At 41.1% G+C, this 10974-nt stretch carries 11 protein-coding genes, 1 tRNA gene and 1 pseudogene; 6 read left to right on the top strand and 7 right to left on the bottom strand.

The window, feature by feature from the left end:
• Positions 1-77: 77 nt before the first annotated feature.
• From PAT01_RS19230 to nudE, 3 genes are all read right to left on the bottom strand, one after another.
• Positions 78-154, bottom strand: a tRNA-Met gene (locus tag PAT01_RS19230).
• A gap of 148 nt (positions 155-302) precedes the next feature.
• A complete protein-coding gene (gene cysQ, locus PAT01_RS19225) occupies positions 303-1094 on the bottom strand; it encodes a 3'(2'),5'-bisphosphate nucleotidase CysQ (RefSeq protein ID WP_004588670.1) in 792 nt (263 codons plus the stop codon).
• Positions 1087-1659, bottom strand: a complete 573-nt coding sequence (gene nudE, locus PAT01_RS19220; protein ID WP_029772216.1) for an ADP compounds hydrolase NudE — start codon at positions 1657-1659, stop codon at positions 1087-1089. The genes cysQ and nudE overlap by 8 nt, the downstream gene beginning before the upstream one ends.
• A gap of 62 nt (positions 1660-1721) precedes the next feature.
• Between nudE and yrfG the strand changes: the two genes are divergently transcribed.
• Positions 1722-2369: a GMP/IMP nucleotidase gene (gene yrfG, locus PAT01_RS19215; protein ID WP_154946013.1), complete on the top strand. Its 648-nt coding sequence runs from the start codon at positions 1722-1724 to the stop codon at positions 2367-2369.
• An 8-nt stretch (positions 2370-2377) separates the two neighbouring features.
• On the opposite strand, the gene PAT01_RS19210 is transcribed toward yrfG, so the two are convergent.
• A complete protein-coding gene (locus PAT01_RS19210; RefSeq protein WP_004588667.1) occupies positions 2378-3001 on the bottom strand; it encodes a dUTP diphosphatase in 624 nt (207 codons plus the stop codon).
• A gap of 105 nt (positions 3002-3106) precedes the next feature.
• Here PAT01_RS19210 and PAT01_RS19205 point away from each other — a divergent pair, with 105 nt between their 5' ends.
• The gene (locus PAT01_RS19205) at positions 3107-3751 is read left to right on the top strand and encodes a peroxiredoxin-like family protein (protein ID WP_404821063.1); all 645 of its coding nucleotides are present in this window, start codon (positions 3107-3109) and stop codon (positions 3749-3751) included.
• Between the two features lie 128 nt (positions 3752-3879).
• Here PAT01_RS19205 and PAT01_RS19200 read toward each other — a convergent pair whose 3' ends face one another.
• Together PAT01_RS19200 and PAT01_RS19195 are read right to left on the bottom strand one after the other, a co-directional pair.
• The gene (locus tag PAT01_RS19200; protein ID WP_054983969.1) at positions 3880-4248 is read right to left on the bottom strand and encodes a YacL family protein; all 369 of its coding nucleotides are present in this window, start codon (positions 4246-4248) and stop codon (positions 3880-3882) included.
• Between the two features lie 113 nt (positions 4249-4361).
• Positions 4362-4586: a hypothetical protein gene (locus PAT01_RS19195; protein ID WP_004588664.1), complete on the bottom strand. Its 225-nt coding sequence runs from the start codon at positions 4584-4586 to the stop codon at positions 4362-4364.
• A gap of 311 nt (positions 4587-4897) precedes the next feature.
• On the opposite strand from PAT01_RS19195, the gene uvrD reads away from it, so the two are divergent.
• From uvrD to PAT01_RS19180, 3 genes are read left to right on the top strand one after another with little or no spacing between them, the layout of a single operon-like run.
• Positions 4898-7063 carry a DNA helicase II gene (gene uvrD / locus PAT01_RS19190; RefSeq protein ID WP_154946012.1) on the top strand — a complete coding sequence of 722 codons (2166 nt, stop codon included), beginning with the start codon at positions 4898-4900 and terminating at the stop codon, positions 7061-7063.
• Positions 7041-9101, top strand: coding sequence for a GNAT family N-acetyltransferase (locus tag PAT01_RS19185; protein WP_154946011.1), 2061 nt, complete (start codon positions 7041-7043; stop codon positions 9099-9101). Before uvrD ends, PAT01_RS19185 begins: the two co-directional genes overlap by 23 nt.
• A 58-nt stretch (positions 9102-9159) precedes the next feature.
• The gene (locus tag PAT01_RS19180) at positions 9160-10008 is read left to right on the top strand and encodes a chemotaxis protein (RefSeq protein ID WP_138579407.1); all 849 of its coding nucleotides are present in this window, start codon (positions 9160-9162) and stop codon (positions 10006-10008) included.
• Between the two features lie 50 nt (positions 10009-10058).
• Here PAT01_RS19180 and PAT01_RS19175 read toward each other — a convergent pair whose 3' ends face one another.
• Entirely contained in the window at positions 10059-10715 is a 657-nt protein-coding gene (locus tag PAT01_RS19175; RefSeq protein ID WP_055255136.1) for an NAD(P)H-dependent oxidoreductase, read from the bottom strand.
• Between the two features lie 137 nt (positions 10716-10852).
• On the opposite strand from PAT01_RS19175, the pseudogene PAT01_RS20290 reads away from it, so the two are divergent.
• Positions 10853-10951 (top strand): annotated as a pseudogene (locus PAT01_RS20290) (sugar O-acetyltransferase); the annotation flags it as partial.
• Positions 10952-10974 lie beyond the last annotated feature (23 nt).

The raw sequence follows: 10974 nt of genomic DNA, 5'->3' as shown, positions 1-10974 counted from the left end.
TGTATATTTTAAGTCTATCGACTACTTAATTTAATCTCTTAAGTTAGAGTTTACAGTAACCAAGCTTTTAAAAAAATTGGTTGCGGGAGCCGGATTTGAACCGACGACCTTCGGGTTATGAGCCCGACGAGCTACCAGGCTGCTCCATCCCGCGCCTGTAATTTCTTTGAAATAGTTTCGTGTTAATAACGAGCCTGTTTCGAAGAGAGCGCTATAATATAGGAATAAACTTATATTGCAAGGCTTTAACTAGTTAATTGTGTTCAACCGAACAAAAAGCAATCAACAAGCACTATAAATAGCTATCTCTGATGTGGGCTTATCATTTTTTGAAACTCCCAATCTGGGTGTCCCATTACAATAAAGTCAGGATTTTCAGTGCTCTCACGCTGGTTATAAGTAAGCGGATTAAATTCTGCATCGGTTATACACCCACCCGCTTCTTCTACAATAACTTGTGACGCGCCGGTATCCCACTCGCCTGTAGGACCAATTCGTAAAAAGCAGTCGGCTTTGCCCTCGGCAACTATACATGCTTTTAGCGAGCACGAGCCTACTGCAATAGTGGCAAACTGCGTATTTAAATACTGACTGACCGCTTCAATTTTTTGTCTACGACTTACTGCCAACGTTAGGTTATCGGGTGTTGCTACCGACATTTTTGTGTCGCTACCATTTTCTCGTTTAAATGCACCCTGATTAGCAGTAGCAAAGTAAGTGATCCCTTTTGCTGGCCAATGAATCACACCTAAAACGGGGTGATTATTTTCAATAAGTGCAATATTAACGGCAAAGTCACCACTTTCTAAAATAAACTCGCCAGTGCCATCCATCGGATCTAATAACCAATAGCGTTGCCAGTTCTTTCTTTGGGCAAGTGCCGGAATAGGCGTTTCTTCCGACATGATAGGGATGTCGGGCGCAAGCGCTTTTAAACCAGCAACAAGCACATCGTTAGACGCTAAGTCTGCTTTTGTAACAGGCGTAGAGTCTGACTTTTCTTGCTGGCCAATATCGTCTTTTTTATAAATAGCCATAATGGCATCGCCTGCACTTTGTGCAAGTTCAATACAAGGCTCTAGTAATTTATTCATTTGCAGCTCCAGACGCTAAATACTTATTTAATAATAGCAAAGCGGCAACACTGCGAGCTTCGGTAAAATCGTCTTGCTCTAATAATGACTGCCAATCTGTTAATGGCCACTTAACAACCACTAAAGGTTCGGGCTCATCACCTTCTAACGTTTGCGGATATAGTTGCTTAGCAAATAAAATATGCATGGTCGCGTTAAAGTAACTTGGCGCCATTGATACTACTTTTAGCGGCTCAAAAAATTCAGCACCAAAACCCACTTCTTCTTTAAGCTCTCTGTTTGCAGCTTGCTGTGGTGTTTCGCCTGGGTCTATCAAGCCTTTAGGAAAGCCTAATTGGTAGTCGTTTGTGCCCGCGCAATACTCACGTACCAGTAGCATTTCGTTATCTGCAGTTATTGGTACAATCATTACAGCCCCGCGGCCACCGCCACGTATGCGCTCATACTGGCGCTCTTCGTCATTAGAAAACTTAAGCTCTAACGATTCAACAGTAAATAAACGGCTTTTAGCAACTACATTGTTACTAATAATTTGAGGCGGAGTTGGGTGCTTTTTCTGTGTCATTGGCGTTATTTTGCTATCATGGCAGTTGTGCTTAATCATAAACTTTTCACAAGGAAAAGCCCATGCTAAATTGGTCAAAAATCGATACCGTTTTACTCGATATGGACGGAACATTACTCGATTTACATTTCGATAGTCGCTTTTGGCTTAACGTTGTACCAGAGCAACTTGCGCTCACTCGCAATATTACCCTTGATGAAGCAAAAGCCGATATGCACAAACGCTATCAAGCGGTAAGTGGTCAAATACAGTGGTATTGCTTAGATTATTGGCAAGAGCAACTCAATTTACCGATAATGGAATTAAAACGCCAAACCCAGCACTTAATAAAAGTACGCGAAGATGTGCCCCACTTTTTAACAGAGTTAAAAAAAGCAGGTAAAGAGCTAATTCTTTTAACTAACGCCCACCCAGAAAACGTCATGCTTAAATTTGAACATACCGCGATAGATAATTATTTAGATGGCGTGGTGTCTACTCATCAATACGGAGTGAGTAAAGAGCAGCAAAGTTTATGGCATCAAGTACAAAAAGACTTAGGGTTTAATAAGCAGCGCACTTTGTTTGTTGATGATAGTGTGCCAGTTTTAAATGCTGCCCGAGAATACGGCATTGAACATTTACTTGCGGTGGCCAACCCAGATAGCCAGCAACCACATAATGTAATAGCCGATTACTTAAACGTAACCGACTACAGAAACATAATCTAGCAGCTAGATTATTGTTGCGGGTAACGCGCCACTAGGCCTTGATATACTAACTTTGCAAAGTCGGCATGTTCGGTATCAAGGCTTTTAACGACTTCGACTAAATGCTCGTTATCTTCTTGGCCATTCCATACTTTGATGTAGCTGCCATCTTTGTAGCCATGATCTTGGCGGAAAAAGTTTAACGTGTTTTTACCTACGTAACCGCGGTATAAATCGTCAATATCCATCCCTATTTGCGCCATACACCCTGCAAACGCGGCCGCGTTAAAGGTTTTATTTGCAACTGCTGAAGCTGCTAATATTTCAAGAGTTTGTTTAAAGTCATCTGCGGCCTGTGGTGCGCTAAGTTCTTGTTCTAGCTGCTTAGCTAACTCTTCGTAAGAGGTTGTTCCGTCAATTCTTAACGACAAACCAAAATGAAATATATCAACCAATTCTAGAATGACTTGCTCGGTGTCTGGGGTTTGTTTTTTCCACCACTTCCAACCGTAATGATCTAGCATTTCTGCACACTCTACCCAAATGGCTCTGTACCACTCAAAGCCTTGGCTAAACCATTGATCATGAACTTTAGTGTTCATGGCATTTTGCATTTCTAGCATTACTACTAGCTTATTTAAGTTGGCTGACATATCGTTTCCACTTGAGCTTTTAAATTACGCTTATGATACAGGCAAATAATAAAAAGTGCATTTTTGATCTATTATAAACAGCACATAAAAACAGGGCAGGAAATAATGATGAGTAAAGTGTTACTGCACACCTTGGCGACTATTGCAATGGCTGCTTTTTTAGTAACGAATGCGCAAGCAAGTACAGAAGGAATTGCTGCAGCCCCTGAGCAAGTATCACCATTATTACCTGGCTTAAGCGTGCCTAATATAACGCTCAAAGATCAACATGGTAATAATGTAGAGTTACAAAAGCGCTTTGCTGAAAAAACAACGGTGCTTATTATTTACCGCGGAGGTTGGTGTCCTTATTGCTCAAAGCAACTGGCTAATATACAAGAAATTGAGCAGCAACTCGCTAATTTAAACGCGCAAATTATTGCAGTATCGCCAGATAGCCCGGAAAAACTAGCCCAAAGTAAAATAAGCTCGCCAAATTATTTACTGCTTTCAGATGATAGCCTAACCCTAGCAAAAGCCTTAGGTTTAGCTTATTTTTTAGATGATAAAACAGCCGCTACCTATCGCAATAAGCGCGGTGTTAACTTTGTTGATGCCCAAGGCAAGGTAAACGTTGCCTTACCTGTACCGGCTGTATTTGTAATTGATAAAAACGGCGTTGTGTATTTTCAATACGCAAACCCTAATTACAAAGTACGTTTAACAGAGGAGCTATTATTAGCTGGCGTTAAATCAATAGAAAATCAATAATCTGTAGTTATACCAATCGACTTAAATATTTAACCATTCTAGGGTGCTAAATAGAGCGCTATAAATGCCTAATAACTTAACACAATTGATATTACAAAAAAGGCCAACTAGATTGGCCTTTTAAACATTTAACGCGAGCCACTAAACTCAGCCCACGACTCTATTAAATCTATAAAATCTTCAAAGCCACAACCACTCACTAGGCCATTTTCTTCAAGCATTAAGTCATCATCTTGATAGGCGACTAAATCTTCGCTGTCTTGGTGTAGAGCATGGGCTTCAAATAAGGCTTCGTCTTTAGAGAGTATTAAGTCTATCTCTTGGCCTTTTAACGTTATTGGCTCGTAACTTGTTTTTACCGAGCTAATAAGTGCTTGTACCATCGCGACTTTTTCTTTGCCAATTTCTTCGTTTAACCAGCGGCCAATTAGGGCATGCTCGCTGCTTATTTTAATGCGCAGCCCACTAATAGGGTCACGTATAAATTGATATTCCATAATTTTTACTTTTAAAACGCTAATGCACTAATTATACCCATAAATAGCCTTAAACACCGACCCTAAAACGCAAAATAGCGCCAATGGGCGCTATTAAATAGGTGACATAAAAGCTAACTTCGCGATCTAAAACGTGCAGCATCTATAATCGACCATAAATAAATAATAGGTACGAGTACGAAGCCTACTAATACATAAATAAGTGCGTAACTAATTATAATAGCTAGCGCAAAAAAGATAGCGGCTAAAATTCGCCCTTGTACCAATTGCCCTAAACCAGGAAAAAATATATTACACAACGCTGCAATAACATTACCGCCAGAACCTTGATCAGCCATACTCACCTCTGTAGTTAATTAATTTTAAGTTTTAGTTATTTACTTACTATCACACTTTATGCCAATTTATTAAAGCTTAAAAATCAAATAGTTAAATTACTACTAAATAACTGCTTTAGTATTTTTTACTAAATATAGGTCAATTTGATTATTTTTATTATTAATTATCGTTACTTAAGAGTACAAAAAAGCGACTAAGCGATTAGTTTTACAAGTATTTTTAGAATAGCTGTTCATAAAAACAGTATTTTATTTAGCCTAACAAAAACACCTGTTATACTGCCCTCATTATTGATTGAAAAGGCGTAACGATGGACGTTTCTGAATTACTCGATGGCTTAAATGACAAACAACGCGATGCCGTTGCAACCCCACTACAAAACATGCTGGTATTAGCAGGTGCTGGTTCGGGTAAAACACGTGTTTTAGTTCATCGTATCGCGTGGTTAATGCAGGTTGAGCAAGCATCAGCCTATAGTATTTTTGCAGTTACTTTTACTAATAAAGCCGCTAAAGAAATGCGCACCCGTGTTGAAGAAACCCTAAAAGCCCCTGTCGGTGGCATGTGGATTGGTACATTCCATGGTTTATCACACCGTATTTTGCGCGCTCATCACCGTGAAGCAAACCTGCCAGAAGCCTTTCAAATTTTAGACTCTGACGATCAACTTAGAATGATCAAGCGCTTATTAAAATCAATGAATATTGATGACAAAAAATGGCCCGCCAAACAATTTGGCTGGTACATCAGCGCTAAAAAAGATGAAGCCCTGCGCCCTAAAGATATTCAAGCCTACGATATAAACGAGCAAATGATGCTACGTGTATATGCTGCCTATCAAGAGGCGTGTGACCGTGCAGGTTTAGTCGATTTTGCAGAAATACTGCTACGTAGCTACGAAGTACTTAAAAATAACCCTACGCTACTTCGCCATTACCAGCAGCGCTTTGCCCACATGCTGGTAGACGAGTTCCAAGATACCAATACCATTCAATACGCATGGTTAAAGCTACTTGCTGGTGATACACAAAGCATTATGATTGTAGGCGACGATGACCAGAGTATTTACGGTTGGCGTGGCGCTAAAATAGAAAACATTAAACGCTTTTTAACTGATTTTGACGCCGAAACCATTCGTCTTGAGCAAAACTACCGCTCAACCGCGACCATTCTAAAAGCATCTAATGCGCTAATTAAAAATAATTCAGAGCGCATGGGTAAAAGCCTTTGGACCGATGGTAACGAAGGCGAGCCTATATCAATTTATGCCGCCTTTAACGAGCTAGACGAAGCCCGCTTTGTAAGCAGCAAGCTACGCAGCTGGTTAAATGCTGGTAATGCGTTGCAAGACGCCGCTATTTTATACCGTAGTAACGCGCAATCTCGTGTACTCGAGGAAGCCATGCTTCAAGAAGGCTTAAAATACCGTATTTACGGTGGTATGCGATTCTTCGAACGTCAAGAAATTAAAGATGCGCTATCGTACTTACGATTGGTAGGAAACCGCCAAGATGACGCCGCATTTGAGCGTGTAATTAACACCCCTGCGCGCGGTATTGGCGATAAAACATTAAGTCATATACGTGATTGTGCACGTGCTGAGTCTCTGCCTCTTTGGTACGCAGCTAAAGCTATTGTTGAACAACAGCATTTATCTGGCCGCGCGGCAGGTGCAGTATCTAAATTTGTAGAGCTGGTTGAGCACATAGAAGACAAAATTAGTGACCTTACACTGCAAGAGCAAGCCAAATACGCTATTCAAACCTCTGGCCTTATGGCTATGTACCAAGCTGAAAAAGGTGAAAAAGGCCGAGCTCGCGTAGAAAACTTAGAAGAGCTTATCAGTGCCTGCGATCAGTATGAACTCCCCGAAGAAGAAGAGTTTAGCTCACCACTACAAGGCTTTTTAGCCTACACCTCACTTGAGTCTGGTGAAGGCCAAGCCGATGAACACGAAGACGCGGTGCAAATGATGACTCTTCACTCTGCTAAGGGCTTAGAGTTTCCACTTGTGTTTATGGTGGGCGTTGAAGAAGGCATGTTCCCATCGCAGCAAAGTAATGAAGAGTCAGGGCGCTTAGAAGAAGAACGCCGCCTTTGTTACGTGGGCATGACCCGTGCCATGGACAAACTTTACATAAGCCATGCTGAAAGCCGTCGTTTATACGGCCAAGAAAAGTACCATAGCCCATCGCGATTTTTACGCGAAATACCCGAAGATTGCGTAGAAGAAATTCGTATTAAAACACAGGTATCACGACCGCCTGCTGCAGGACGTTTTAGCGCATCAGTAAGCCATGCTGTATTTGAAGAAAGTGGTTTTAACTTAGGCCAACGTGTACTGCACGCTAAATTTGGTATTGGCACTGTACTTAATTACGAAGGCAGCGGCGCGCAATCGCGTGTGCAAGTAAACTTTGACGACCTTGGCAGCAAATGGTTAGTAACCGCATATGCACGACTTCAAGCTGTATAAGCGCAGTGTTGAGCAATTAACGCAGCAACTAACTGGCGCAAAGCATCGTCAGTTAGTGCTTATTACAGGCCAGCCTACGTGGTGCTATGAGCTATTAAGCGCGTTAACCCGTTCGGATGATGTAAAGTTACTTTCAAGCAGCCTTGCCAATGCCAGTTGGCCTGAGCATACTCATCAACTACTTGGGCAAGAGTTTCCTCATGCCGTTTATGATGGCTTTAGTGGCATTTACCCCGATAAACTCGCTGCATTAGCCGGCACCGTAAAAGCCGGCGGGCTTTTATTTTTATTACTGCCTGATTTACAACGTTTAGCCTCATGGCAAGACCCTGCGCTGCAAAGCGTGCAGTCTTATGGGTGTAGTAATCAGCAAAGCTATTTTAATTTACGTTTTTCTCGCCTTTTACAAACGCTACCTGCCATACACTTTGATGAACACACTGTCTTTAAACAGCCGCCGCTCAAAAGCAATGTAACAAATAAAATTGAGTATCAGGCGCAGCAACAGTGCGTTGAGCAAATAATTAAGGTGGCCACAGGGCGTGCGAACAGGCCTTTAATTATTAATGCCGACAGAGGGCGAGGAAAATCAGCCGCGCTAGGTCTTGCAGCCGCAGCATTACATGATAAAAAAATCATTGTATGCGCAACACAATTTAGAGCCACCCATAGCTGTTTTAAGCATTTAGCTAAAACCTTACAGGTGGAATACAAGGCTCAGCAAAAACATTTAGCTAATTTACAATACATGGCGCCCGATGCACTGCTTAATCAGTTGCCGCCATGTGATTTATTACTGGTCGATGAAGCCGCAGCAATCCCTGTACCCCTACTATTAGCCATGTTAAAGCACTACCCGCGTATAGTCTTTGCAAGCACCTTGGTAGGTTACGAGGGTAATGGCCGAGGCTATACCATTCGCTTTACGCAACATATTAAAGCAAATTACAAAGCGGCAAAAATTGTAAACTTAGAAGAGCCTTTGCGCTTTGCCAAGGGCGACCCTCTTGAGCAACATGTACGCACACTCTTTGCTTTAGATGCACAATATAACGAATACCAACCCGCTTTAAATAACATTGAGCATATTGAGGTCACTCAACAGCAACTCGTTGACAATGAGCCTTTACTGCAGCAAATAGTTGCGTTGCTAGCACTTGCCCATTACCAGAGCAGTGTTAACGATTTACGCCAATTACTTGATGCCCCAGCGCAAAGGCTGTTTATTAGTAGATGCGACATGCATGTTATGGGTGTGTGTTTAATAACAGTTGAAGGCGGTATGGATGCAGAGCTAGCTAAGCAAGTAATCAGTGGTGAGCGCCGCCCACAAGGGCATTTAATGGCACAATCGCTCGCGCAATTAAGCGCACAGCCAAGCTATTTAACAAAGCAAAGCGCACGCGTTATTCGTATAGCTGTTGCACCTAACCTGCAGCAACAAGGCGTGGGTAAAGCATTGCTAGCGCATTGCCAGCATCAGCTAACACCCACCTGTAGTTATATAGGTGCAAGTTTTGGGGCTACAGCAGGGCTTTTACGTTTTTGGCAATCTCAGGGCTTTAGTGCTGTAAAGCTAGGTTATCAGCGAGATAAAAGCACGGGTGAGCACTCAGCCCTCGTTATTAAAGCATTAAACACATCCACGCAGGGCTTACATACCTTAGCTCAGCAATTTAAAAGTGATTTGTTTTATGGCTTATTAACGCACTTTAGCCAACTCGACAGTGAGTTAGTCAGTGAGCTAATAAGTAAATTTATCGATGAATCTAGCGTGCCCAGCCCACCTATAAACACTGCAATTAGTACAATAAATCGCTTTAATACCACGCCAAAACTATGGTATTTATTTAACCACTCCCCATCTTGCCTAATGGCAACTAAAAGTGAAGATCGCCACTTGCTGATACAAATGGTATTACAAAACCACAGTAATGAGCAGCTAATCAAGCAACATTGCTTAAGTGGAAAAAAAGCATTAGAGCAACAATTTAAACTCGCAGTTAAGTCACTAATTAAAAAACCACACAACCTTTAAGCTATTTATCTATTTTGTTCTATCCTTAAAGCATTACAAGGCAATTAAAGATAAAGGTATGGAATTCATAAACTTTCAAGTGGGCTGTAAAACCATTTCACTTAAAATTCTCGATATTTTACTCACCGAGCGGTTTGATAATAACCTCACTACATTGCCAAATAACAATAAGAGCTTTATTGGTGTAAAAGACTACATGGAAACCCCCACGCCGGTGTTCGACCTAGGTGTTATTTTAAATGGCAGCTCTACAGAGCAAAGTAATAAAAAAGCACTTAATGAGCTAAGAACCTGGCAAGCCTCGCTTAATGATTGGTTTAGCCAATTTGAAAAAAGCATCGCGCAACAGAGCCACGTAATAACAAACGATAAAACTCAGCTGCACAACATCGCCGTATTTTATAAAGAGTTTAAAACTGACAACAGTGACCTAAAAACTATCATAGAAAAACTTGATGAGCCTTTTCAAGCGCTAGTAACAGCAACAGATCGCGCAGTTAGTGCTCATAACGAGCAAGACTATAAACAAGCCAGTAAATATTTAGCGAGTATAAAGCGCAACAGCTTTATGCAATTACAACGACTGTTTGATGCGGCAAAAGAGCAAATAACACTCGATTATAAACCTATTATTGTTTTTACTACTAAAGATGGGCTCAACCCGCATATCGGATTACTAGTAGATAAAGTAGAGGACAATATAGATTATAAAAAAGAAGACATTAAGCCACTCGATAAATTAACCGAAGTAGGCTTTGATATAGACCCGCAAACCAAAGGCATGATGCGAGGACTAATAAAGTTAGCCGAAAAACACAGTGTTTTAATAGACCCTAGCGCAATATTTAGACCTGATCATTTAGCACAACAGGAAGACGAAGAAACACAAGCATATGGTTTATTCTAAAAATAAAAAAAGCCGAGAAGGTTCTCGGCTAATTAGCTTATAGCAACACGTTATACAGTAGCTATAATATCTTCAACTGGTAAACGCGCTTTAGGTTTGCCAAAGTTCCAATCTTCTTCTTCAACTGGGTAACCCATTGCAAGTGCCACTTCACAAATATGACCATCAAGCTCTTCGCTAAACTTCTCACCGATTAACTCTGGGTCAACACCTTCCATAGGCGTAGATGCAATATTTAAACGTGCCAGTGTATGCATAATGTTACCCAGTGCTAGGTAAACTTGTGCTTTAGTCCAGCTGCCATTGTAGCCATTTTCATCCGTATTCATTTCAGCAAAAGCGTAGGCACCCATAAAGCTTTCACGCATTTGCGCTGGTAAGTGACCAGAGCTCACTTCAACATCCACGCGTTTAACAAACTTCTCTTTAGTAAACTTAGGATCATAAGCTAATAACAGTGTATGCGACGCTTCTTTAGCGTGTAATTGATTAAACTGGTGCTTGTTAGCAAATGTATCGTGCAAACGCTGCTTAGCTTCATCACTTTCTACCAATACAAACTTCCAAGGTTGAGAGTTGATTGAAGAAGCAGACAAGCGAATAGCTTCTTTAATTACGTCAAGATCCGCCGATGAAATACGTTTGCTCGTATCGTATTTTTTAGCCGTGTAACGGTTATGTAAGTCTTTAATAATTTGATGAGACATGCTCTTCTCCCCTTTGGTAAGGTATGTAAATACAAGATGGGGCAAGTTTATAGGGTTTGCTATCAATTGATAATTAGCAAAATACTTAAAAGACTTTCTAAAAAAATTTGATAATAGATCAAGCCCATACCTTTTGGGATAACAGTGTTATTGGTGCGGGATCTGTAGTAACTAAAAATGTAGAGGCGGATACTGTTGTTGCTGGTAATCCAACTCGTGAGATAAGAACACTATAAATCGATGTTTTTTTGCGTCGGGT

The sequence above is a fragment of the Pseudoalteromonas atlantica genome (assembly GCA_007988745.1).
Lineage (GTDB): Bacteria > Pseudomonadota > Gammaproteobacteria > Enterobacterales > Alteromonadaceae > Pseudoalteromonas > Pseudoalteromonas atlantica.
The sequence above is the reverse complement of the archived record's forward strand: the minus strand, read 5'-3'. Positions and strand labels throughout refer to the sequence as shown.

Excerpts from the sequence above, each read along its gene's own strand:
- cysQ (WP_004588670.1), bottom strand. The coding sequence starts at position 1,094 with ATGAATAAATTACTAGAGCCTTGTATTGAACTTGCACAAAGTGCAGGC.
- nudE (WP_029772216.1), bottom strand. The coding sequence starts at position 1,659 with ATGACACAGAAAAAGCACCCAACTCCGCCTCAAATTATTAGTAACAAT.
- yrfG (WP_154946013.1), top strand. The coding sequence starts at position 1,722 with ATGCTAAATTGGTCAAAAATCGATACCGTTTTACTCGATATGGACGGA.
- PAT01_RS19210 (WP_004588667.1), bottom strand. The coding sequence starts at position 3,001 with ATGTCAGCCAACTTAAATAAGCTAGTAGTAATGCTAGAAATGCAAAAT.
- PAT01_RS19205 (WP_404821063.1), top strand. The coding sequence starts at position 3,107 with ATGATGAGTAAAGTGTTACTGCACACCTTGGCGACTATTGCAATGGCT.
- PAT01_RS19200 (WP_054983969.1), bottom strand. The coding sequence starts at position 4,248 with ATGGAATATCAATTTATACGTGACCCTATTAGTGGGCTGCGCATTAAA.
- PAT01_RS19195 (WP_004588664.1), bottom strand. The coding sequence starts at position 4,586 with ATGGCTGATCAAGGTTCTGGCGGTAATGTTATTGCAGCGTTGTGTAAT.
- uvrD (WP_154946012.1), top strand. The coding sequence starts at position 4,898 with ATGGACGTTTCTGAATTACTCGATGGCTTAAATGACAAACAACGCGAT.
- PAT01_RS19185 (WP_154946011.1), top strand. The coding sequence starts at position 7,041 with ATGCACGACTTCAAGCTGTATAAGCGCAGTGTTGAGCAATTAACGCAG.
- PAT01_RS19180 (WP_138579407.1), top strand. The coding sequence starts at position 9,160 with ATGGAATTCATAAACTTTCAAGTGGGCTGTAAAACCATTTCACTTAAA.
- PAT01_RS19175 (WP_055255136.1), bottom strand. The coding sequence starts at position 10,715 with ATGTCTCATCAAATTATTAAAGACTTACATAACCGTTACACGGCTAAA.